This window comes from Azospirillum cavernae, assembly GCF_003590795.1.
In the GTDB taxonomy this organism is placed as follows: Bacteria; Pseudomonadota; Alphaproteobacteria; order Azospirillales; family Azospirillaceae; genus Azospirillum; species Azospirillum cavernae.
In genome coordinates this window covers 748792-770148 of record NZ_QYUL01000001.1, presented here as the reverse complement: position 1 = coordinate 770148, position 21357 = coordinate 748792, and the positions used below count along the sequence as shown (strand labels likewise).

Here is a 21357-nt window from a genome sequence, read left to right as displayed (position 1 = left end):
GCGTCACCGTTTGGGCGCAGCCGTCGCCGGTTTGCTGTCCAGTTTCAGCGTCGGGCCGTCGTTGGTCGGGTTGGTCAGCAGGACCTTGCCGTCCAGGCCGCTGTCCTTCAGCGCCTTGGCCAACGCGTCGAAGGTCGCCTTGTCCTCGGCGGCGGTCGCCGCGTCCTTCGCCGGGTTGGGCGGCGGCGGCGGCACAGGGCCACCCTGCGCCGGTTCGCGCGGGGCCTTGGGATCGGGCGGCGCTGGCGGCGGTTGGCCCGCCGTGTCCTTTTCCGGTTCTGGCTCCGGCGGTGGCGGCGGTGGCGGTTGCCACAGACGGAAACAGTCGGTGAAGGCCTGCTCCTTGCACGCCTTCAGCAACGCGGCAGCGTCGGGGGCTTCGACCAGCGGATCGGTCGGGGCGATCTGGAATTCACGGGGCAGCGGCGGCAGGGGATCTTCCGGCGGCTCATCCGGCTCCTCGACATAGCCGGGCGGCAAGGGCAGACGGATCGGCCCCGTCGGCGGCTGTTGCGCCGCCGCCAGACCAAAGGTCAGAACAGGCCACGCCAGCGCCAAGGCCAGCGGCAGAAGAACGGAGCGAACGCGCACGAAGAACCCGGAAGCGATGACAACCCCGCCATTATGACCTCGGCGCGGGTCCGCCGTCACCCGCCAAGTCGCGCGGACGGGCAAGCCAAAAGCGGAACAGGGCGCGATGCCGCCACCGCGCCCTGTCCCGTCATCGCTCGCGTGACGCCGATCAGAGATCGGGCTGTTGCAAGAACCGCTTCTCGAAGCGCGCCAGATCGGCGGGATCAATTGAGATTTGCAGGTGCGCCTGCTCCTCGTCGTCGCGCCGTTCCAACACCTCGCCCTTGGAATAGAGCCAAGCGAGCGCCGCGCCGTCATCCAGCCCGACGTCAAGATCAACCACCTGCCGGTGAGCGTTCATCCGCTCGTCCAACAGCCGGTCGAGCGCGTCGATTCCCTCGCCCGTCCGGGCGGAGACCGCCACGGCGCGCGGGTTGCGCCCGCTCTGCGTCAAAATCGCCGCCCGGCTGTCCTCGTCGAGCGAATCGATCTTGTTCAGAACCTCGATCACCCGCTCGTCGTTGTCGGCCTCCAGCCCCATGTCGCTCAACACCTCATAGACGTCGGCGCGCTGGGCGTCGGTGTCGATGTGGGCGATGTCGCGGACGTGCAGGATGATGTCGGCGGCGTCAACCTCTTCCAGCGTGGCGCGGAAGGCGGCGACCAGACCGTGCGGCAGGTCGGAAATGAAGCCCACCGTGTCCGACAGGATCACCTTGCGGCCCGACGGCAGCGTGACCTGACGCATGGTCGGGTCCAGCGTGGCGAACAGCAGATCCTTGGCGAAGACGTCGGCGTTGGCCAGCCGGTTGAACAAGGTGGATTTCCCGGCGTTGGTGTAGCCGACCAGCGCCACCACCGGATAGGGCACCTTGGCCCGCGCCTTGCGGTGCAGACCACGGGTGCGCCGCACCTCGTCCAGTTCCTTCTTGATCTTGATGATGCGGTCGCCGATCAGACGGCGATCCATCTCAAGCTGCGATTCGCCGGGGCCGCCAAGGAAGCCGAAGCCGCCACGCTGGCGTTCCAAGTGGGTCCAGGACCGCACCAGACGGGATTTCTGATAGGTCAGCGACGCCAGTTCGACCTGGAGCATGCCCTCCCGCGTGCGGGCGCGGGCGCCGAAAATCTCCAGAATCAGGCCGGTGCGGTCGATGACCTTGGCCTTGATCGCGCGTTCCAGATTGCGTTGCTGCACCGGCGACAAGGCATGATCGAGGATGACAAGATCAGCCTCCTGCTCCTCCACCAGCTCCGCCAGATGCTCCACCGTGCCGGAGCCAAGCAAGGTCGAAGGCTGCGGACGGTTCACCTTGACGCATTCGGCGTGGATGACATCCAGCTCGATCGCCTGGGCAAGGCCGACCGCCTCCTCCAAACAGGATTCGGGGGGGCGAGAAACCCCGTCCGCCTCGCTGCGGAGGACGGGGTGGACCACGATCACACGGCCAGCGCCCAACGGCGCCGCACCTTCGTCATTGGTCATGGGATCAGACGCTCTCACCTTCCTTGGGCGGCTCGAAGAGTTGAATCGGATGCGCCGGCATGACCGTCGAAATCGCGTGCTTGTAGACCAGTTGCGAATGCGCGTCGCGTCGCAACAGAACCGAGAAATTGTCGAACCAAGTGATGATGCCCTGAAGTTTCACGCCATTCACAAGAAAGACGGTGACGGGAGTCTTGTTTTTGCGAACGTGGTTGAGAAACACGTCCTGCACGTTCTGGCTTTTTTCAGACATTAAGATGCCCCCTTCTTGAATGTTCTTGGGATCGACCTTTGCGGGGTCGATCCGCTTTCGTCCACGATGCCGCCCCCATCCCTTGCGGGACCGGATCAAACACCCGACTGAACGGATATGGTATCACCACCCGCGCCAACCAAGCCACACAAGGCTTCGCAATCGACGTGACGGTGAGCGGGTGGAAAGCGATCAAAGCCGCTCCCCTCGCCCTGCCCTATTAACACCGGAACCAAGCCCGCGCCATGGGCGCATTCCATATCGATGTCGGCGTCGCCCAAAAACCAGACCTGCGGCCCCGGTTCCAGCCCCGACGGTTCCAGCGCCATCCGCACCGGGGCGATGTTCGGCTTGTCGAACGGCGCGTCCTGCGCCCCGACCAGCCGTCCGAAATATTGGGTCCAGCCCAGCGCCTCGGCCTCCGACCGCAGGAATTTTCCCGTCTTGTTCGACACCACCGCCTGATAGACGCCGCGTTCGGCGAACAACCGCAGCAGCGATTCGGCGCCCGGCAGCGGGCGCAGATGGTCAAGGTGATGGGCGGCGAAATAGGCGTAGAACAGGTCGCGCGCTTCGGTCCAGCGCTCGCCGAAGATGCGCGGGAAGCTGTCACGCAGCGATTGCTTGATGCGGACGCGCGCCTCCTCCTCGTCCCAGGCAGGCAAATCGAAGGAAACCAGCGCGTGATTCAGCGCGGCGCGCACGGTTCCCCAATTGTCGACCAACGTGTTGTCCCAATCATAGAGGACGGCGCGCGGCAGGGTCGAATGATCGAACATAGCAGTCTCCCAGATCTGCGGCAGTCTGGCGCCATCACGGTTGGGAGGCGGTCACAGCAAAACGCCGGACATGATGATCGGAACAATCAAACTGTCACCGGCTTGGCGCTCCGCATCCGCCAAAGCCTCGTTCCGCCGCCACTCTGATCGACCACGCGCAGGGACAGCGACTTGCTGTCGTCAATACAGGCGGGAACGGCCCCACCCATCAACAAAAACGAAGCGCTCCCCCCTGGTCGCCCAAGGGGGAGCGCTTCGTCAATAAGACACTGCGCTCAGGTGTCGAGGAAGCTGCGCAGTTTGCGCGACCGCGACGGGTGCTTCAGCTTGCGCAGCGCCTTCGCTTCGATCTGGCGGATGCGCTCGCGGGTCACGTTGAACTGCTGGCCGACCTCTTCCAGCGTGTGGTCGGTGTTCATGCCGATGCCGAACCGCATCCGCAAGACACGCTCCTCACGCGGGGTGAGCGAGGCCAGGACGCGGGTGGTCGTCTCGCGCAGATTCGCCTGGATGGCGGCGTCGAGCGGCAAGACCGCGTTCTTATCCTCGATGAAGTCGCCCAGATGCGAATCCTCCTCGTCGCCAATCGGCGTTTCGAGGGAAATCGGCTCCTTGGCGATCTTCAGGACCTTGCGGACCTTTTCCAGCGGCATCATCAGACGTTCAGCCAGCTCTTCCGGGGTCGGCTCGCGGCCAATCTCGTGCAGCATCTGGCGGCTGGTGCGAACCAGCTTGTTGATCGTCTCGATCATGTGGACCGGGATGCGGATCGTCCGCGCCTGATCGGCGATGGAGCGGGTGATCGCCTGACGAATCCACCAAGTGGCGTAGGTCGAGAATTTGTAACCGCGCCGATACTCGAACTTGTCCACCGCCTTCATCAGGCCGATGTTGCCCTCCTGAATCAGATCCAGGAATTGCAGACCACGGTTCGTGTATTTCTTGGCGATGGAGATGACGAGGCGCAGGTTCGCCTCGACCATTTCCTTCTTGGCGCGGCTGGCTTCCTTCTCGCCCTTCTGCACGGTCGAGACGATGCGGCGGAACTCGCTGATCGGCAGACGGCCTTCCTCGGCGACGCCGGAAATGCCTTCGCGCACCTTGCGGATTTCCGCATCGTATTTCTCAGCGAATTTGCCCCAGGTCTTGGGATTCAGGCCGCGAATGCGCTCCTGCCAACCCGGATCCAGCTCATGGCCGAAATACTGGTTCAGGAAGTCTTCGCGCTTGACCCGGCATTCCGTCGCCATGCGCAGCAGACGGCCTTCAAAGCTCGTCAGCTTGCGGTTCAGGATGTAGAGCTGCTCGACCAGTTGCTCGATGCGCTGGTTGTTCAGACGCACGGTGTTCATCAGCTCGACCATTTCGAGCTTCAGCTTCTCGTACTTCTTATCGGTCTGCTTGGTGATGTCCTCGCCGCGCTGCATCGAGGTGATGCGCGATTCGTGGATCTTGTGCAGCTTGTCGTAGGTCGCCTTGATGTTCTCGAAGGTCTCGATGACCTGCGGCTTCAGCGCGGCTTCCATCGCCGAGAGGGACAGGCTGTTGTCGCCCTCGTCGCCTTCCTCGCCTTCCTCGCTTTCGCCTTCGGGGCGCGGCGGCGGCGGCTCTTCGCCGTCCTCGGCGGGCGGGGCGACAGCCCCCTCAACCACCTCGGCCAGCGCTTCGGGAATTTCTTCACCATCGGGACCGCCGCCATAGGTGGCGTCGAGGTCGATGATGTCGCGCAGCAGCATTTTGCCTTCCATGAGGGCGTCGTGCCACTCAAGGATCGCGCGGATGGTCAGCGGCGATTCGCAAATCGCTCCGATCATCATCTCGCGCCCGGCTTCGATGCGCTTGGCGATGGCGATTTCGCCCTCGCGCGACAGCAGCTCGACCGAACCCATCTCGCGCAGATACATGCGCACGGGGTCGTCGGTGCGGCCGATGTCGTCGTCGTCGAGGTTGCCTGAGGAGCGGCCTTCGCCGTCGCTCGCCGCCTCGGTGTTGCTCTCCGAATCCTGCTCTTCCGATTCGACGATGTTGATGCCCATTTCGGACAGCATCGCCATCGTGTCTTCGATCTGCTCGGAGGATGACGAATCCTGCGGCAGAGCTGCGTTCAGCTCGTCATAGGTGACATACCCGCGCTCTTTGCCGCGCGCGATCATCTTCTTGACGGCAAGACCCATGCCATCCATCAGAGGACCGTCGCCGGATTCCTCCCGCGTTTCGGAAACTTCCACGCTGTTCGCAGCTTTCGTGGCCATGCGATCGGTGCCCCCGCATTACCCCATTGAAAAAAAGACGAAAGGGACGCTCGGCTGCGGTTTCCCGCACCGTCCGCCCCCACCTCCCAGCTCTGTACCCGCCCTCGAACCCGACATGACTTGCGGCCCGTCAACCCGATCAACGACCGCTCGCGCGATCACACATCGTCGGAGTCCTCGCCGTCCGTCATTCCCTGAGCGGACGCGACAAGCTCCTGTTGAAGCGCCACGACCCGCGCGAGGTTGGCCTCGCTGTTGTCGCGGGTCAAAGCCGCCTTGGCTTCCCTAAGATCATCGAGCAGCCGCCGGTGAAGCAGATGCTGCCATGTCGGCCACCAGCCTTTCCGGGCATCCTCGGTCGAGGCTTCCGGGCGGGCGAAGCCAGCGTGGACATAGGTCGATTCGCCTAGCAAAGCGCTGACCATCGTTTCATGGCCAGCGGATGACAAGTGGCGACAAAGGGCAGCCGCGTCAAGTCCCGAGTCGCGGTTCCGGTCATCGGACAGACATTCTATGACCGCCCAACGCAATTTTTCGAGATCGGGGTCGCCCAACGGCAACAGCCCCAGCGGCTCGCCCAATTCACTGAACAACGGCGGGTGGTTGATGATGGTCGCCAACAAAATCCGTTCGCGCACCGACGCCAGACGCGACACCCGCCCGCGCCCCTCCCCCGCCGGTTTGGCGGTCAGTCGGCCCGGCGTTCCGGCGACATGGCGGCGCGGCGGTTCGCCCGGACGGCGACCCGGCTGCCAGGGGCCACGGCTGAAGCGTTCGCGCGCGGGCGGGGCGAACGCCTCGTCCACCCGGCGGCGCATTTCGGTGCGGTAAAAGGCCTGAACGTCGCGGTCGGCGATGGTTCCGACGCGGGATTCCAGCGCCGCCTTGACCGCCGCCTTCGATTCGGGCGTGTCGGTCGGCTTGCCTTCGCTTTCCATCCGCCAGACCGCTTCGGACAGCGGAATCGCCTGCTCCAGCAGGGCCGTCATCGCCTTCGCCCCCTGGGCGCGGATCAGGCTGTCCGGATCCTCGCCTTCGGGCATGAACATGACGCGGGCCGACTGGCCGGGGGCCAGATGGGGCAAAATCCGCTCCACCGCCCGCCACGCCGCCCGCCGCCCGGCGTTGTCGCCGTCAAAACACAGGAACGGCACCTTTTCCGACGCCGGGATCAGCTTCCACAGCTCTTGCACCTGGGTTTCGGTCAGCGCCGTGCCCAGCGGGGCGACCGCGCCCTCGAACCCGGCGCGGACCAGGGCGATGACGTCCATATAGCCTTCGGCGACGATGACCGGCTTGCCGTCCGCCGCCGCTTGCCGAGCGCGCGACAGGCCGTAGAGCAGCGTTCCCTTGTGAAACAACGGGGTGTCGGGGGTGTTGACGTATTTCGGCCCGTCGCCCTCCAAAATCCGCCCGCCAAAGGCGACGACCTGTCCGCGCCGGTCGGTGACGGGGAACATCACCCGGTTGCGGAAGAAGCTGTAGGGCGTTCGGCCATCCTCGGGCCGTTTCAGCAGCCCCGCCGACACCATGTCCTCTTCGTCGAATTTCAGCTTCAACAGATGCTGGCGCAGCGCCCCGGAATCGCCGGTCGCGTAGCCCAGCCGGAAGCGCGCCATGCTGTCGGTGTCCAGCCCGCGCCGCTGAAGATAATCCAACCCGGCCCGCCCGGCGGGGGCGTGGAGTTGCTGCTCAAACCAGCGCGCCGCCTGCTCCACCAGATCATGCAGGGTTTTACGGCGTTCGTAATGATGGCGGTCTTCCTCGGTCGGGCGCGGCACCGGCAACCCGGCCTCGCCCGCCAGATGCTCCACCGCCTCGGGAAAGGCGAGGTTGTCGTGGCGCATGACGAAACCGATGACGTCGCCATGAGCGCCGCAACCGAAGCAATGAAAGAAGCCCTTCTGGTCGTTGACGTAGAAGGACGGGGATTTTTCGTTGTGGAAGGGACAGGGCGCCTTGAACTCGCGCCCGGCGCGGATCAGGCGCAGCCGTTTGGACACCACGTCCGACAGAGCCAGTCGGGTGCGCAGCTCTTCCAGGAATTGGGGCGGAAAGGCCATGGCTCACATCACCGGGTCACGCGGGGCGGCAGCCTATAACAGATCGCCGCGCGCCGCGCCAACGGCGGCGGCGGTGATCTGACCTGTTTGTTCCCGAGTCGCGCGACTCGGAACAGGCGCGGTTCAGCCCGCCGACAGGCGTTGCTTGACCAGGGGGCCGGCCTTGGCGAAGTCCATCTCGCCGGCGTGGCGGCTCTTCAGCTCGGCCATCACCTTGCCCATGTCCTTGATCGACGACGCGCCCAGTTCGGCCACGATGGCGGCGATGGCGGCCTGGACCTCCTCCTCCGTCATCTGCTTGGGCAGGAAGCGTTCGATGACGGCGATCTCCTCGCGCTCCTGCTGGGCGAGTTCCGGGCGGCCGCCTTGATCGTACATCGTCGCCGATTCGTTGCGCTGCTTGATCAGGGTTTGCAGCATCGACATGATTTCGCCCTCGTCGACGCCGTCGGTCACGCCGCGCGGGCGGGCGGCGATGTCCCGGTCCTTCAGGCCCGCCAGGACCATGCGGAGGGTGGAGACGGCCCGCGCGTCCTTGGCGCGCATGGAGTCCTTCAAGGCCTCGTTCAACCGCGTGCGCAGCATGTTCCTGTTCCTCATCGTCTGGCCGATGGCGCGAAGGGCCAACGGCGGAGGGCGACTATTTCGAATATGGTCGCCGATTGCCATGCTTATATAGGAGCGGCGGCGCATGGCCCGCCCCATGAAACGCCAGAGAAAGCGCGACCGCAACGCCGCTCTGCAAAGCTATTGCTGGAAATCGCGGCGGCAATCGTCCTATACGATGTCCGGCCCGCCCTGATCCGCCCACTCGATCCCGTCAACCGCCCCTTTCGGCGGAGAGGGGGTGCGAGCGGGTCCGTGTGCGCGCCCGGCGGGACGCCAGACCGTCGCCGTTCCGCCGCAGCAAAATTTGGTCGATTCGTCGACGGTCGCGGTTTTTGGAAGGTCCAACGGAATGACTCTCGCCTCTCCCCCCTCCGACAAGGCCGTTCACACCGGCGTGCTGGTTCTGGCTGACGGCACCGTGTTCCGTGGCCGAGGCATCGGGGCCGTGGGGGATTCGGTGGGCGAGGTGTGCTTCAACACCTCGATGACCGGCTATCAGGAAATCCTGACCGACCCCAGCTACGCCGGGCAGATCATCACCTTCACCTTCCCGCACATTGGCAACACCGGCACAAACGCCGAAGACATCGAAACGGTGACTCCGGCGGCGCGCGGCCTGATCCTGCGCGCCGACATCACCGACCCGTCGAACTGGCGCTCCACCCAGCATCTCGACGGTTGGCTGAAAAGCCACAACCTGATCGGGCTGAGCGGCGTCGACACCCGCCGTCTGACCCGCCGCATCCGCGATCTGGGCGCGCCGAACGGCGTCGTCGCCCACGCGCCGGACGGCAAGTTCGATCTCGACGCGCTGGTCGCCAAGGCCAAGGGCTGGCCGGGTCTGGAAGGCATGGATCTGGCCAAGGACGTGTCCTGCCGCCAGACCTACGGCTGGGATGAGGCCGCCTGGAGCATCGGCGGCGGTTACGCCACCCAGACGGACCCGAAATTCCACGTCGTCGCCATCGATTACGGGGCCAAGCGCAACATCCTGCGCTGCCTGGCCGCCGCCGGTTGCAAGGTGACGGTGGTCCCGGCAACCGCCACCGCCGAAGAGGTGCTGCGCCACAAGCCCGACGGCGTGTTCCTGTCCAACGGCCCCGGCGACCCCGCCGCCACCGGGATCTACGCCGTGCCGACCATCCAGAGCCTGATCGCCACCGGCCTGCCGATCTTCGGCATTTGCCTGGGCCATCAGATGTTGGCGCTGGCGCTGGGGGCCAAGACGACCAAGATGCCGTTGGGCCATCGCGGGGCCAACCATCCGGTCAAGGATCTGGCCTCGGGCCGGGTGGAGATCACCAGCCAGAATCACGGCTTCGTGGTGCTGCCGGAAACCCTGCCCGCCGACGCCGAAGTCACCCATGTCAGCCTGTTCGACGGCAGCAACGAGGGCATCCGCCTGACCGGCAAGCCGGTCTTCTCGGTGCAGTACCACCCGGAAGCCTCGCCCGGCCCGCAGGACAGCCATTATCTGTTCAACCGCTTCGTCGGCTTCATGACCGATAAGGCAGCGGCCTGACGCTCCGTCCGTCACATCTCCCGCGCGGCGGGGGGTGTGACGGACCGGCGCGCCGTTCTTATTCGGTCGGCGCGGGCGCTTCCGTGACGAGTTTGCGGATCGCGGCGAAGACCCGCTCCCACTCCTGTTCACCGATGTCGTGCAGGCCAAGGCCGCGCAACAGAAACGCGCCCTCGGCGGCCAGCATCGCGATGAGCGCCCGGTCCCTGGCGCTGGAGTTGACGCCGGAATCCGCGTTGGAACCGGCGTCAACGCCGTCAAAAATCTCCCGATAGCCCTTCTTAATCGCGCGCTGATAGTCGGGCGCGCGGACCAACGACGCCAGCAGCGCCGATGATCGGGCGCCGCTGGCGACGTCCTCGGCCCGCGTCGCCTCGACATGCGCCAGAACGCGGGCGGACGGCTCACCCGAATGCGCCGCCAAATAGCGCTTCACGCTGTCGTCATAACTCTTCATCACCCGATCGACCATCGCCTCGATCAGCGCGTCCTTCGTGTTGTAGCAATATTGCACGCCGCCTTTGCTGACGCCCGCCTCCGTGGCGACGGCGTCCAGGGTGAGGGCCAGCGCCCCATCCCGCGCCACAACCCGTTCGGCGGCTTCCAGAACGCTGTCGCGATCAATCGATTGACGTCTTCCCACTCGGCGCCCCTCTTTTCAATCCATCTGGACGGATTTATATATAACCCCTGTGTCGGGGCCTGTGAACGCCCGACAAGGAGTGTATCGTGCATCCGCAGCCGAACCGATGGCTGGTTCTCGCCACCGTCATTCTCGCCTTCATTCCAATCGTCATCGACATGACGATTCTGCACATCGCCGTCCCCACGCTGACCGCCGCGCTTGGCGCGTCCGCAACCGAGGCGCTTTGGATCATCGACATCTATTCGCTGATGATGGCCGGGCTTCTGGTGCCGATGGGCACCCTGGCCGACCGCGTCGGCCATCGCCCGATGATGCTGATCGGGTTGTCCGTCTTTACCATCGCCTCGGTGATGGCCGCCTTTTCTCCGGCGCCTCTGCTGCTCATCGCCGCCCGCGCCCTGATGGCGGTTGGCGGGTCGATGATTATGCCCTCCATTCTGGCGCTGATCCGCCAGAGCTTCGAGGATGAACGGGAGCGCGCCTTGGGCCTTGGCGTCTGGAGCGCGGTCGCGTCGGTCGGCGCGGCGTTGGGTCCACTCGCCGGGGGCGCCCTGCTGGAGCATTTCTGGTGGGGGTCGGTTTTCCTCATCAACCTGCCAGTCATGCTGGTGGTCTTGCCGACCGCCTGGTTCGTCCTGCCGCGTCAGCCGTCCAAACCGCTGGGAGCTTGGAACATCCAACAGGCGTTGATCCTCATCCTCGGCTTGATCGCGACCGCCTACGCCATCAAATCGGGCTTCATGCCGACCGGCGAAGGAGTCTTTGGCACGCTGACGCTGATTCTCGGCGTCGCCATGCTCGTTTGGTTCGCCCGGATTCAGCGGGCGTCGGCCACGCCGATGCTGGATCTGTCGCTGTTCGCCACGCCCGTCTTCAGCGTCGGCCTGCTGATGGCCTTCGTCGCGTCCGGCGCGATGGCGGGCTTTGAGTTGGTCCTGGCGCAGGAGCTTCAATATGTCTTCGGCAAGACGCCGCTGGACGCGGGGCTGTTCATGCTGCCGCTCGCCGCCGCGTCCGCCGCCGTCAGCCCGTTTTCCGGGATGCTCACTGAGCGTTTTGGCCTGCGCGCGGTCGCGACGGCCAGCATGGGCGCGGCGGCGGCGTCCTTCTTCCTGCTTGGGCGCGTGAGCGTCGACGCCTCCCCCCTCATCGCCGCCGCGTTGCTTGGCCTGCTTGGAACGGCGTTGGGCTGCGGTCTTCTGGCCTCGTCCGTCGCCATCATGAGCAGCGCGCCCACCGACAAGGCGGGCGCCGCCGGTTCTCTTGAGGCGACCGGCTATGAACTTGGCGCTGGGCTTGGAATCACCTTTTTCGGGGTGTTGCTGGGGGCCGCCTATCATTCCCATTTCAGCGGCGCGATGGGAGTCCTTGGCATGGTTCCAGCGACAGCGGCGAACTCGATCAACGACGCCATGACCGCCGCTCAGACCATCGGCGGCGCGGAGGGGGACGCCATCATCGCGACGGCGACGCGCGCCTTTTCCAGCGCCCACCAAACGGTCCTGGGCGCCGCCGCCTTGCTCCTCGGCGCCCTGACGATCCTGGTGTTTTGCGCGCTGCGCCACGCGCCACGCCCGCAAGAACCGCAGGGTTGAGGGCAGGATCGTTGACGCCCGGCGTGGTCCCGCGTCAGCCCTGCCGCCGCGTCGGCGGTTTGGGCAGATAATCGCGGACCTCGCCGCCGCAGGATTTTGAAACCCGCTCATACTCTTCGGCGGTGTCCACCAGGGCTTGCCGCCGGTCGCGTTCCCGCCCGAACTCCTGCATCGTCGCCCGCATCGCCGAATCCAGGCTGCGGCGGAAGGCTTGCATGGCTTGGTTTTGGCTGCGCGCCCGCACCGGCGCCAGTTGCGCCGCCACGTCGTCGAGACGGCGGCGGACCAGCGGGGCGAAGTCGCGCAACAGCGCCTCGTCCACCGCGACGTGCTTCATCTCATGCTCCAGCACTTCGCGGAAAATGCAGCTCGCCGGAGGCAATTCGCGGGCGATGAGCACCACGCGCTGCTGAAAGCCGAAGGACACGGTCAGCGTTTTGGGCGAGGCGCAGAAACTGCCGTCGCCCATCGGTTGGAACAGCGCGCTGACCTGGGTTTGTTCGCCATAGCGGGCCTGGGTCAGCCCCAGCACATGGCCGCGCGCCGACCCTGCGGGGCCGGGCGCCCGCCCCGGCTGCCGGGCGAGCTGCGCGATGGACAGCCCGTCGTCGCGCTGGATCGGGGCCAGCGCGATGTCCAGGGACAAGGTCGCCCGCGCCATCGGCGGACATGCGGCGGTCTGCGCCCCGGCGGGGGGCGCGACGCACGCCCCGGCGACGAGACACACGACAATCATGGCAAGCCGATGGGCGATCATGCGACCAATGTCGCCGCGCCGCCGCCCATCGGCAAGCCCCCTTGCAACAAAAGCCTCAGGCAAAAAAGCCTCAGGCCAAAATCAACGCTTGCCCGGAAACAGGAAGCGCGCCTTCAGCGTGCCGTCGATGGCGCGCAGATCGTTCGTGACCTCCAGCTCGTCCACCTCGCCATCGACATCGACGACGACATAGCCCAGCTCGGGATCGGTTTGCAGGAACTGCGCGGCGATGTTCAGGTCGCGGCCCGAAAACACCTCGTTCACCTTGCGCAGCATGCCCGGACGGTTTTCGTGAACGTGCAGGAAGCGCGTGCAGCCCAGTTGCACCGGCAAGGCCACCTGCGGGAAATTGACCGCCCCGACGGTGGATCCGTTGTCCGAATACTCGATCAGCTTCTGCGCCACCTCGGTGCCGATGTTGGCCTGCGCCTCCACCGTCGAACCGCCGATGTGCGGGGTCAGGATGGCGGTCTTGATGCCGCGCAGCGCGCTTTCGAACACCTCGTTGTCGGCCCCCGGTTCCTTGGGGAAGACGTCGATGGCGGCGCCCAGCACATGGCCCGACTCCATCGCGGCGGCCAGCGCCGGAATGTCCACGACCTGACCGCGCGCGGCGTTGATGAGATGGCTGCGCGGCTTCATCGACGCCAGTTCCGCCGCGCCGATCATGTTGCGGGTCTGCGGGGTGTCCGGCACATGCAGAGTGACGACGTCGGAGACCGAAAGCAGCTCCTCCAGCGTCTCGCAGGGACGGGCGTTGCCCAGGGCCAGCTTGCGGACCACGTCGTAATAACGGACCTGCATGCCCATCGCTTCGGCCAGGATCGACACCTGGGTGCCGATGTGGCCATAGCCGACGATGCCCAGCGTCTTGCCGCGAATCTCGTAGGAATCCTTGGCCGACTTCATCCAGCCGCCGCCATGGACCAGCGCCGACTTCTCGAAGATGCCGCGCATCAGCATGATGATCTCGCCGATCACCAGCTCGGCCACCGACCGGGTGTTGGAATAGGGGGCGTTGAAGACGGGGATGCCCAGACGGCGCGCCGCCTTCAGATCGACCTGGTTGGTGCCGATGCAGAAACAGCCGACGGCCATCAGCTTGCTGGCCGCCTCCAGAACGCGCGCGGTCAGATGCGTGCGCGAACGGATGCCGAGAATATGGACGGAGCCGATGCGCTCCAGCAATTCCTCTTCGTCCAGCGCGCGCGGCAGGCGCTCGACCGAGGCGTAACCGCCCCGCGCCAACTCGTCGATGGCGTTGTCGTGAACCCCTTCCAACAGAAGGATGTTGATCTTGTCCTTGGAGAGCGAGAGCTTGGTCACGGTCGGCATCCGTCTTGGTCAACGGCCCGTCCGCCGCGAAACACTCCGACGACGGGCCACGGCAAAGCGAAGGCGCACCGTAACGCCAACAGCGGGCCTTGTCACCCAACCGATGCTGCGCCGCCGCAGCCGTTCGCGCATGACGGCGTGGCGCAAAACGCGCGCCGCGCGGGCGACAGTCGTGCGCCCCACTCAGGACAAGGCCGTTTGATCGCGCGGAATTTTGACACGGATGAACACGGATGCCGACGTCGTCGGCCAACGGATGAACACGGATCAAGCCATATAATTTTTATCCGTGTTCATCCGTGGGTATCCGTGTTCATCCGTGTCCGAAAATCGCTTCCTCTTGCTCACGGTTTCAGATTCCCCCCGTGACGTCACGTCAATGAGCGATCTTGCCGGGGGACGTCCGGGATCCTATGGTCCGGGGCATGATTCACACACTCCCCGAACTCACCGCCCGGTTGGGCAGAGGCCAGCGCCTGCTTGGGCTGGATGTTGGCTCCAAGACCGTCGGGTTGGCCGTCGCCGATCCCGGATTGATCGTCGCCTCGCCCATCGGCGTTCTGATGCGGACGAAATTCACCCAGGACGCCCGCGAACTGGCCAAGACGATTCGCGATTACAGCGTCGGCGGGCTGGTCGTCGGCTTGCCGTTGAACATGGACGGCACCGAGGGGCCGCGCGTCGAGTCCGTGCGCGCCTTCGCCAAGAATTTGGAAGAGCGCGCCGACCTGCTGGGCTGGGACGCGCAGATCGCCTTTTGGGACGAGCGGCTGTCCACCTCGGCGGTGGAGCGCTTCATGATCGGCGAGGCCGACATGACCCGCAAAAGGCGGGACGAGGTGGTGGACAAGATGGCCGCCGCCTACATCCTGCAAGGCGCGCTCGACATGCTGGCCAACCAGCGCCGTCAGGCCGAACGCGACGCCGAGGATGAAAATTCCGCCGAGGAATGGACTGACCGCGAACGCTGAAGCGTTACTCCGCCCGACTTTACTCCGCCGGGCCTTACTCTGCCGGGTTGGCGACGCGGCGATCCGCCAGCGCGGGTTTGCCGCCGCCGCCCGCCACACGGGTCAGCGCCAGAATGGCCAGCACGGTGGCGACATAGGCCGCCAACTGCGCCTCGGTCGGGCGGTCGGTGTAGCCGATTAGGACGTGCAGCGCCTGCCCCAGCACGCTCTTGTCGCGCAAAATCCAGGAGCTGTCCCACAAGATGGTCCCGCCGCTTTCCAGAACGCCCGCTTGCGCCAGGAAGGACATGGCGGTCGCCGCCATGCCCGCCGCCAGCAGGGTCAACAGCCACGTCGTCACCCGGAACAGGTGACGGGTCGGGATGCGCAGCAAGCCGACATACATCAGGGTGGACATCAGCGCGCCCAAGGCCACGCCGCCCAGACCGCCCGCCAGCACCGTCGTCAAACCGCCCTCTTCCGACGCCAGAATGCCGGTGAGGAACAGGACCACCTCGGCCCCTTCGCGCAGGACAGCGACGCCGATCACCACGGCCAGCGCGGCGAGCGATTGTTCGCCGTTCGACACCGCGCGGCCCACCGCCGCCATGTCGCGCGCCATCTCCCGCCCATGCTGGGCCATCCAGGCGTTGTGCCACGCCAGCATGACGACGGCGACCAGCAGAACGCAGGCGTTGAACATCTCCTGCCCGGTGTCGGCGAACATGCCGCTGATCGCGTCGGCGAACCACGCCACCACGCAGGAGCCGACGATGCCCGCGCCAATGCCGATGGCGACCCAGCGCCCGCGACCGACCACGCCCTTTGTCGCCGCCATGACGATGCCGATGATGAGACCGGCCTCCAGAACCTCGCGGAAGACGATGATCAGGCTGGCGAGCATGGGGTTCTCCAATCCGACAAAAACAACGAAGCGCGGCGGTTCTTACGAGGAAACGCGGTCAGGGGAAACGCGGTCAGTCCCTGCGATCCCGCCTCATTCGGCGATGACGACGCCCTTGGCGGTGGCTTCGTGGAATTCGCCGAAGAAGGGGTATTTGCCGGGTTTCAGCGGGCCGAAACTAACCTTGATCTGCTTGCGCCCGCCGACGATCTTTTCGACCTTCAACTCGGCGCTCTCGAACTCTTCCGACGTCGCGTCCTGGTTGTCGACCAGCAGAGTCACCCGCTTGTTGGCGGGGACCTTCACCTCGGCGGGGGTGAACATGTGGTCCTTGATGACGATGGTGATCGGCGCGTCATCGGCCAGCGCGGACGTCATCGGCGCCAGCAGAGCGGCGCACAGGGCGAGCGGAGCGATCAAAGGGCGCATCGGGAAGAGACCTCAGGGGAAAGGAATGCATGTGCGTCTGCAAATCATTCTCACCCATAGGTCCTTCGGTCAATCAAAAGCTTTTTGCTGCAAGCGCACAACACCTGCGACCGAATCGCGCAGCTTCAAAACCCCACCGCCAACCCGCTGACAAAACACACAAAAAGGGCCGGACGGAGTCCGGCCCGGCGGGCGCGTGTTGCAAAAAACCAGCGATCCGTCCCGATCACGGTGGTTCCGACGCGGTTCCGGGGAAACGCTCCAACGCGTCGTCGATGACGTAATAATCACCCTGGTCGGCGACAAAAATATGCCGCAGCGTGGTCAGCCCGGTCGGCGCGTCCAAGCACCCCGCCGTGACGTCCAGAAACGGGCTGTCGTCGCCCTTCCAGAACAGGGAGGAGCCGCAGGTCCCGCAAAAACCACGCTGCGCCTTGGCGGACGACTGGAACCAGCGCAGCGTCTCCTCCGCCTCGAACCGCACCGTCGGGCGCGGCACGCTGACATAGGCGCCGAAATGGCCATGGAAGCGGCGGCACTGGCCGCAATGGCAATTCACCACCCCCATGGGCCGTTCGGTCAGCCGGAACCGCAAGCCGCCGCACAGGCAGCGCCCGGTCAGATCCTGCGGTTCCGCAACCCCGCTCATCGCGCTCAACCCCGCCAGAAGGGCTTTTCGGTTTCCTGTTCGGCGTCGGCGCGCGACAGGCCGATGTCCGCCAGCATATGGTCGGGCATCCGTTCCAACGCCCGGCGCTGGCGGCGGCGCTCCGTCCAGGTCGCCAGACCGTCGAACAGCGCGGCGACAACGCCGCCGACGCCGACGCCAGCGCGGCGGGGCGACGCGACGGCCTGCGGGGCCGCGATGCCGGACGCGTCGAAAGCGGAGGGAGTGGTCTGGCTCATGGTCGGTCTCCATCGGATCAAAGGGTGGCTGGACCGAGGGGCCGGTCGGCAGCGCCACGCTGACTGTCTGTCGTGAGGCCAACCATGAACCACCCGGTTCTTGCGGACAAACGACGCTTTCTCATAGACTGAATTAGGAAAGCTAATCCGATCACCCCCACATTTGGTTTCCGATGTCCCGCCGACTTCCGCCGCTGAACGCGGTTCGCGCCTTTGACGCCGCCGCCCGTCATCTGTCTTTCACAAAAGCCGCCGACGAGCTGCACGTCACCCAAGCCGCCGTCAGCCACCAAATCAAGGCGCTGGAGGAATGGCTCGGATTACCTCTGTTTCGCCGAATGAACCGGGCGCTGGCCCTGACGGAGGCCGGGCAGAGCTATGTCCCGTCGGTGCGCGAGGCGCTCGACACGCTGTCCCAGGCGACCGAACGGCTGATCCGCAACGACAGCGCCGGGCCGCTGACCATTTCGGCGATGCCGAGCTTCGCGTCGAAATGGCTGGTGCCGCGCCTGATGCGCTTTCAAAAGCGTTACCCTGACATGGACGTGCGGGTGCAAAGCACGTCGCAGATCGTCGATTTCGCCCGGCAGGACGTGGATTTGGCGATTCGCTTCGGCAGCGGCCATTGGCCAGATCTTCAGGTCGAACGGCTGTTGACCGAGGATATTTTCCCGGTCAGCCATCCGTCGTTGCTGAAAAACGCCAACCCGCTGACTTGCCCGGAGGATCTGCGTCACCACACCCTGTTGCATGATGATTACAACATCTCGTGGGCGGTGTGGTGCCGGGCGGCGGGGATCGAGGGGGTGGACGTCGAGCGCGGCCTGCGCTTCGACGATTCGTCCTTCACCCTGCAAGCGGCGATGAGCGGCCACGGCATCGCCCTGGCGCGCGGCGTTCTGGTGGCCGACGACATCGCCGCCGGGCGGCTGGTGCGACTGTTCGACGTGCATCTGCCCGGCAGCCTCGCCTATTACGTCGCCGCCCCGCCGCATTACTTCACCCGCCCCAAGGTCAAGGCGTTCCGCGACTGGCTGTTCGAGGAGGCCGGAAAAACGCCCTGAGCCGATCCGCCCTGAGCCGATCCACCACGGCGCGGCCCGTCGCGGGCGCTTGCGGGCGTCCCGCACCGCTCCTATAGTCCGCGCCCATGAGCGCGAACCCCATCTCCGAAGCGATCTTTCCGCACCGCCACCTTCTCGGCATCGAGGGGTTGCGGTCCGCCGAGATCACCCAGATCCTCGACCTCGCCGACGGCTATGTCGAGCAGAACCGGCGCCCCGTGAAGAAGTCCCATCTTCTCGACGGGCGGACGCTGGTGAACCTGTTCTTCGAGAACTCCACCCGCACCCGCACCAGCTTCGAGCTGGCCGGAAAGCGGCTGGGCGCCGACGTCATAAACATGTCGTCCGACGGCAGTTCGGTGAAAAAGGGCGAGACGCTGATCGACACGGCGATGACGCTCAACGCCATGCATCTCGACGCGCTGGTGGTCCGCCACGCCGAATCGGGCGCGGTGAAGCTGCTGGCCGACAAGGTCAACTGTTCGGTCATCAACGCGGGCGACGGCCACCACGAACACCCGACCCAGGCGTTGCTCGACGCGCTGGCCATTCGCCGCCGTCTGGGGCGGCTGGAGGGGCTGATCGTGGCGATCTGCGGCGACATCCTGCACAGCCGGGTGGCGCGCTCCAACATCCATCTGTTGAACGCCATGGGCGCGCGGGTGCGCTGCGTCGCGCCGCCGACCCTGCTGCCCTCGCAGATCGAACGGCTGGGCGTCGAGGTCCACCATTCGATGAAGACCGGGCTGAAGGACGCCGACGTCGTCATGATGCTGCGGCTTCAGACCGAACGGATGAGCGGCCAATATGTCCCCTCGACGCGGGAGTATTTCTACTTCTACGGCCTGGATTACGAAAAGCTGGAGGTCGCCAAGCCCGACGCGGTCATCATGCACCCCGGCCCGATGAATCGCGGGGTGGAGATCGCCTCGGAGGTCGCCGACGACCTCAAGCGCTCCATGATCCTCGATCAGGTCGAGCTGGGCGTCGCCGTCCGCATGGCCGTGCTCGACCTTCTCACCCGTGACCGCCGCAACGCCGATTGCCGGGAAGCCGCCCAATGAGCCGCGTCGCCTATCTGAACGCCCGCGTGATCGACCCGGCGACCGGCTTCGACCAACGCGCCAATCTGCTGACCGACGGGTCCAGGATCGCCGATTTCGGTCCCGGCCTGTTCGCCGACGGCGTGCCCGACGGAATCCAGGCCATCGACCTGACCGGCCAATGCCTGGCCCCCGGTCTGGTCGACATGCGCGTCCTGATCGGCGAGCCGGGCGACGAGGAAAAGGACACGATCAAGAGCGCGTCCCGCGCCGCCGCCGTCGGCGGCATCACCGCCATGGCCCTGCTGCCCAACACCGACCCGGTGCTGGACGAGGTCGCCGGGCTGGAGTTCGTCGCCCGCCGCGCGCGCGAAGCCAAGCTGGTCAAGGTCTTCGCCTACGGCTCCGCCACGCGCGGGACCGAGGGGAACGAGATCACCGAAATGGGCCTGCTGGCCCAGGCCGGGGCGGTCGCCTTCACCGACGGGACCAAGGCCATCGGCAGCGCCAAAACGATGCGCCGGGCGCTCAGCTACGCCAAGACCTTCGACAAGCTGATCGTCCAACATCCCGAAGAGCCGAGCCTGGGCGGCGGCATGATGAACGCGGGCGAAATCGCCACCCGCCTGGGGCTGGTCGGCATCCCGCGCGAGGCCGAGATCATCATGATCGAACGCGATTTGCGTCTGGTCGAGCTGACCGGCGGGCGGCTGCATTTCGCCCATGTCACCACCGGGGAATCGGTCGATCTGATCCGCCGGGCCAAGGAACGCGGCCTGCGCGTGACCTGCGACACCGCCCCGCATTATTTCGCCCTGACCGAGGTCGACGTCGGCGATTACCGCACCTTCGCCAAGGTGTCGCCGCCCCTGCGCGGCGAAATGGACCGCCGCGCCATCGTCGTCGGTCTGGCCGACGGGACCATCGACGCCATCGCGTCCGACCATGTCCCGCAGGACCAGGATCAAAAGCGCCTGCCCTTCGGGCAAGCCGCCTGCGGCGTCAGCGGTCTGGAAACCCTGTTCCCGCTGACGCTGGAGCTGGTGCACAAGGGCGCGCTGACGCTGCCCCAGGCGCTGGCCTGTGTGACGGTGAAACCGGCGGACATTCTGGGCCTGCCGCTGGGCCGCATCACCAAGGGCGGTCCCGCCGATCTGGTCGCCTTCGACCTTGACCAGCCTTGGCAAATCGACGTCAGCCGCTTCAAGTCGAAGTCGAAGAACTCGCCCTTCGACAAGCGCCCGGTCCAGGGCCGCCCCCTGCGCACCATCGTCGATGGCCGCGCCGTCTGGTCGGAGGGTTGATCGCCGTGCTGATTTTGGTCGCCGCCGCCCTGCTGGGCTATCTGCTGGGGTCCATCCCCTTCGGTCTGGTGCTGACCCGTCTGGCCGGTCTGGGGGACATCCGCCAGATCGGATCGGGCAACATCGGGGCGACCAACGTCCTGCGCACCGGCAACAAACCGCTGGCGCTCGCCACCTTGCTGCTGGACAGCGGCAAGGGCGCGGTCGCCGCGCTGGTCGCCCTGGATCTGGCCGGTCGCTTCATCGGGCCAGATATGGCCATGACGGCGGCGGTTCTGGCGGCGGGCGGGGCCATGCTGGGCCACAGCTTTCCGGTGTGGTTGGGCTTCAAGGGCGGCAAGGGCGTCGCCACCGCCATCGGCGTGCTGCTGGCCGTCTGCTGGCCGGTCGGCCTGCTGGCCTGCCTGACCTGGCTGGTGGTGGCCGGGCTGTTCCGCATCTCCTCCCTGTCGGCGCTGACCGCCATCGCGCTCAGCCCGCTGACGGGGTGGTGGTTCGGCGGGCCGCTGGTGGCGGGCCTGTGCCTGTTCATCGCGATCCTGGTCTTCATCCGCCACGAGGCGAACATCCGCCGCCTGCTGAAGGGCGAAGAGCCGAAGATCGGGGCGGGAAAGCAAGCCGCCTGATCCGGCGCCCCGCAGCGGATTTTGGGCCAGCGGGGTTGACCGGCGATGGGGCGCTCCCCTCGGTGGCGTGCTTCCGTCGCTCAGGGGGCGTCGTTCCACACGACAAAAAATGACTCAAAAAGACTCTTGATAATTTCTTAAAAAGCACCAGTGGCGGCGATCCTTGCGCCGCCGCTGTCGCCAACGCGCCAGACGTGCGACCCAACGTCACCAATGAAGCTGATTTTTGCTTTTGGGCGTCGGCGTGAGCAACACGTCACC

The 21357-nt window shown here is 65.8% G+C and carries 21 protein-coding genes; 7 read left to right on the top strand and 14 right to left on the bottom strand.

Going from position 1 to position 21357, the window contains the following annotated elements; genetic code table 11:
- Nucleotides 1-3: 3 nt before the first annotated feature.
- The 7 genes from D3877_RS03660 to D3877_RS03630 form a co-directional block, all read right to left on the bottom strand.
- On the bottom strand, nucleotides 4-591 hold the full coding sequence (locus D3877_RS03660; protein WP_119829388.1) for a hypothetical protein: 588 nt from the start codon (nucleotides 589-591) through the stop codon (nucleotides 4-6).
- A 151-nt stretch (nucleotides 592-742) separates the two neighbouring features.
- Nucleotides 743-2059, bottom strand: a complete 1317-nt coding sequence (hflX, locus tag D3877_RS03655) for a GTPase HflX (RefSeq protein WP_119829387.1) — start codon at nucleotides 2057-2059, stop codon at nucleotides 743-745.
- A gap of 4 nt (nucleotides 2060-2063) precedes the next feature.
- Nucleotides 2064-2312, bottom strand: a complete 249-nt coding sequence (hfq, locus tag D3877_RS03650) for an RNA chaperone Hfq (protein ID WP_012974114.1) — start codon at nucleotides 2310-2312, stop codon at nucleotides 2064-2066.
- A 95-nt stretch (nucleotides 2313-2407) separates the two neighbouring features.
- Complete coding sequence (locus tag D3877_RS03645; RefSeq protein ID WP_119829386.1) at nucleotides 2408-3091, bottom strand: HAD family hydrolase; 684 nt, start codon at nucleotides 3089-3091, stop codon at nucleotides 2408-2410.
- A gap of 275 nt (nucleotides 3092-3366) precedes the next feature.
- On the bottom strand, nucleotides 3367-5343 hold the full coding sequence (gene rpoD / locus D3877_RS03640; RefSeq protein WP_119829385.1) for an RNA polymerase sigma factor RpoD: 1977 nt from the start codon (nucleotides 5341-5343) through the stop codon (nucleotides 3367-3369).
- A gap of 158 nt (nucleotides 5344-5501) precedes the next feature.
- Nucleotides 5502-7406, bottom strand: a complete 1905-nt coding sequence (gene dnaG, locus D3877_RS03635) for a DNA primase (protein ID WP_119829384.1) — start codon at nucleotides 7404-7406, stop codon at nucleotides 5502-5504.
- Between the two features lie 123 nt (nucleotides 7407-7529).
- Nucleotides 7530-7991, bottom strand: a complete 462-nt coding sequence (locus D3877_RS03630) for a GatB/YqeY domain-containing protein (RefSeq protein ID WP_119829383.1) — start codon at nucleotides 7989-7991, stop codon at nucleotides 7530-7532.
- Between the two features lie 373 nt (nucleotides 7992-8364).
- On the opposite strand from D3877_RS03630, the gene carA reads away from it, so the two are divergent.
- Nucleotides 8365-9537, top strand: coding sequence for a glutamine-hydrolyzing carbamoyl-phosphate synthase small subunit (carA, locus tag D3877_RS03625; protein ID WP_119829382.1), 1173 nt, complete (start codon nucleotides 8365-8367; stop codon nucleotides 9535-9537).
- A 58-nt stretch (nucleotides 9538-9595) separates the two neighbouring features.
- Here carA and D3877_RS03620 read toward each other — a convergent pair whose 3' ends face one another.
- Nucleotides 9596-10180, bottom strand: a complete 585-nt coding sequence (locus D3877_RS03620; protein WP_119829381.1) for a TetR/AcrR family transcriptional regulator — start codon at nucleotides 10178-10180, stop codon at nucleotides 9596-9598.
- 86 nt (nucleotides 10181-10266) lie between these two features.
- Here D3877_RS03620 and D3877_RS03615 point away from each other — a divergent pair, with 86 nt between their 5' ends.
- Nucleotides 10267-11778, top strand: a complete 1512-nt coding sequence (locus tag D3877_RS03615) for an MFS transporter (protein ID WP_199720692.1) — start codon at nucleotides 10267-10269, stop codon at nucleotides 11776-11778.
- A 34-nt stretch (nucleotides 11779-11812) separates the two neighbouring features.
- Here D3877_RS03615 and D3877_RS03610 read toward each other — a convergent pair whose 3' ends face one another.
- Both D3877_RS03610 and serA read right to left on the bottom strand, forming a co-directional pair.
- Nucleotides 11813-12514, bottom strand: a complete 702-nt coding sequence (locus tag D3877_RS03610; RefSeq protein WP_199720691.1) for a hypothetical protein — start codon at nucleotides 12512-12514, stop codon at nucleotides 11813-11815.
- Between the two features lie 102 nt (nucleotides 12515-12616).
- Nucleotides 12617-13861 (bottom strand): phosphoglycerate dehydrogenase, encoded by a 1245-nt coding sequence (gene serA, locus D3877_RS03605; protein WP_199720690.1) that lies wholly within the window; start codon nucleotides 13859-13861, stop codon nucleotides 12617-12619.
- Between the two features lie 434 nt (nucleotides 13862-14295).
- On the opposite strand from serA, the gene ruvX reads away from it, so the two are divergent.
- A complete protein-coding gene (gene ruvX, locus D3877_RS03600) occupies nucleotides 14296-14841 on the top strand; it encodes a Holliday junction resolvase RuvX (RefSeq protein ID WP_119830761.1) in 546 nt (181 codons plus the stop codon).
- Nucleotides 14842-14875: 34 nt separating this feature from the next.
- On the opposite strand, the gene D3877_RS03595 is transcribed toward ruvX, so the two are convergent.
- From D3877_RS03595 to D3877_RS03580, 4 genes are all read right to left on the bottom strand, one after another.
- Nucleotides 14876-15724 (bottom strand): FTR1 family iron permease, encoded by an 849-nt coding sequence (locus D3877_RS03595; protein WP_119829378.1) that lies wholly within the window; start codon nucleotides 15722-15724, stop codon nucleotides 14876-14878.
- Between the two features lie 93 nt (nucleotides 15725-15817).
- Nucleotides 15818-16153: a cupredoxin domain-containing protein gene (locus tag D3877_RS03590; RefSeq protein WP_119829377.1), complete on the bottom strand. Its 336-nt coding sequence runs from the start codon at nucleotides 16151-16153 to the stop codon at nucleotides 15818-15820.
- Nucleotides 16154-16379: 226 nt separating this feature from the next.
- Nucleotides 16380-16802 carry a GFA family protein gene (locus tag D3877_RS03585; RefSeq protein WP_119829376.1) on the bottom strand — a complete coding sequence of 141 codons (423 nt, stop codon included), beginning with the start codon at nucleotides 16800-16802 and terminating at the stop codon, nucleotides 16380-16382.
- 5 nt (nucleotides 16803-16807) lie between these two features.
- The gene (locus D3877_RS03580; RefSeq protein ID WP_119829375.1) at nucleotides 16808-17059 is read right to left on the bottom strand and encodes a DUF1127 domain-containing protein; all 252 of its coding nucleotides are present in this window, start codon (nucleotides 17057-17059) and stop codon (nucleotides 16808-16810) included.
- A gap of 173 nt (nucleotides 17060-17232) precedes the next feature.
- On the opposite strand from D3877_RS03580, the gene D3877_RS03575 reads away from it, so the two are divergent.
- The 4 genes from D3877_RS03575 (at nucleotide 17233) to plsY (ending at nucleotide 21096) form a co-directional block, all read left to right on the top strand.
- Nucleotides 17233-18123, top strand: coding sequence for a transcriptional regulator GcvA (locus D3877_RS03575; protein WP_119829374.1), 891 nt, complete (start codon nucleotides 17233-17235; stop codon nucleotides 18121-18123).
- 86 nt (nucleotides 18124-18209) lie between these two features.
- Nucleotides 18210-19187 (top strand): aspartate carbamoyltransferase catalytic subunit, encoded by a 978-nt coding sequence (locus tag D3877_RS03570; RefSeq protein WP_119829373.1) that lies wholly within the window; start codon nucleotides 18210-18212, stop codon nucleotides 19185-19187.
- The gene (locus D3877_RS03565; RefSeq protein ID WP_119829372.1) at nucleotides 19184-20470 is read left to right on the top strand and encodes a dihydroorotase; all 1287 of its coding nucleotides are present in this window, start codon (nucleotides 19184-19186) and stop codon (nucleotides 20468-20470) included. The genes D3877_RS03570 and D3877_RS03565 overlap by 4 nt, the downstream gene beginning before the upstream one ends.
- Complete coding sequence (gene plsY / locus D3877_RS03560) at nucleotides 20467-21096, top strand: glycerol-3-phosphate 1-O-acyltransferase PlsY (protein ID WP_420796879.1); 630 nt, start codon at nucleotides 20467-20469, stop codon at nucleotides 21094-21096. Before D3877_RS03565 ends, plsY begins: the two co-directional genes overlap by 4 nt.
- The last annotated feature ends 261 nt before the right edge of the window (nucleotides 21097-21357 follow it).

Excerpts from the sequence above, each read along its gene's own strand:
- hflX (WP_119829387.1), bottom strand. The coding sequence starts at position 2,059 with ATGACCAATGACGAAGGTGCGGCGCCGTTGGGCGCTGGCCGTGTGATC.
- D3877_RS03610 (WP_199720691.1), bottom strand. The coding sequence starts at position 12,514 with ATGATTGTCGTGTGTCTCGTCGCCGGGGCGTGCGTCGCGCCCCCCGCC.
- D3877_RS03645 (WP_119829386.1), bottom strand. The coding sequence starts at position 3,091 with ATGTTCGATCATTCGACCCTGCCGCGCGCCGTCCTCTATGATTGGGAC.
- D3877_RS03580 (WP_119829375.1), bottom strand. The coding sequence starts at position 17,059 with ATGAGCCAGACCACTCCCTCCGCTTTCGACGCGTCCGGCATCGCGGCC.
- D3877_RS03590 (WP_119829377.1), bottom strand. The coding sequence starts at position 16,153 with ATGCGCCCTTTGATCGCTCCGCTCGCCCTGTGCGCCGCTCTGCTGGCG.
- D3877_RS03630 (WP_119829383.1), bottom strand. The coding sequence starts at position 7,991 with ATGCTGCGCACGCGGTTGAACGAGGCCTTGAAGGACTCCATGCGCGCC.
- hfq (WP_012974114.1), bottom strand. The coding sequence starts at position 2,312 with ATGTCTGAAAAAAGCCAGAACGTGCAGGACGTGTTTCTCAACCACGTT.
- D3877_RS03575 (WP_119829374.1), top strand. The coding sequence starts at position 17,233 with ATGTCCCGCCGACTTCCGCCGCTGAACGCGGTTCGCGCCTTTGACGCC.
- dnaG (WP_119829384.1), bottom strand. The coding sequence starts at position 7,406 with ATGGCCTTTCCGCCCCAATTCCTGGAAGAGCTGCGCACCCGACTGGCT.
- D3877_RS03585 (WP_119829376.1), bottom strand. The coding sequence starts at position 16,802 with ATGAGCGGGGTTGCGGAACCGCAGGATCTGACCGGGCGCTGCCTGTGC.
- ruvX (WP_119830761.1), top strand. The coding sequence starts at position 14,296 with ATGATTCACACACTCCCCGAACTCACCGCCCGGTTGGGCAGAGGCCAG.
- D3877_RS03565 (WP_119829372.1), top strand. The coding sequence starts at position 19,184 with ATGAGCCGCGTCGCCTATCTGAACGCCCGCGTGATCGACCCGGCGACC.
- D3877_RS03595 (WP_119829378.1), bottom strand. The coding sequence starts at position 15,724 with ATGCTCGCCAGCCTGATCATCGTCTTCCGCGAGGTTCTGGAGGCCGGT.
- rpoD (WP_119829385.1), bottom strand. The coding sequence starts at position 5,343 with ATGGCCACGAAAGCTGCGAACAGCGTGGAAGTTTCCGAAACGCGGGAG.
- carA (WP_119829382.1), top strand. The coding sequence starts at position 8,365 with ATGACTCTCGCCTCTCCCCCCTCCGACAAGGCCGTTCACACCGGCGTG.
- D3877_RS03570 (WP_119829373.1), top strand. The coding sequence starts at position 18,210 with ATGAGCGCGAACCCCATCTCCGAAGCGATCTTTCCGCACCGCCACCTT.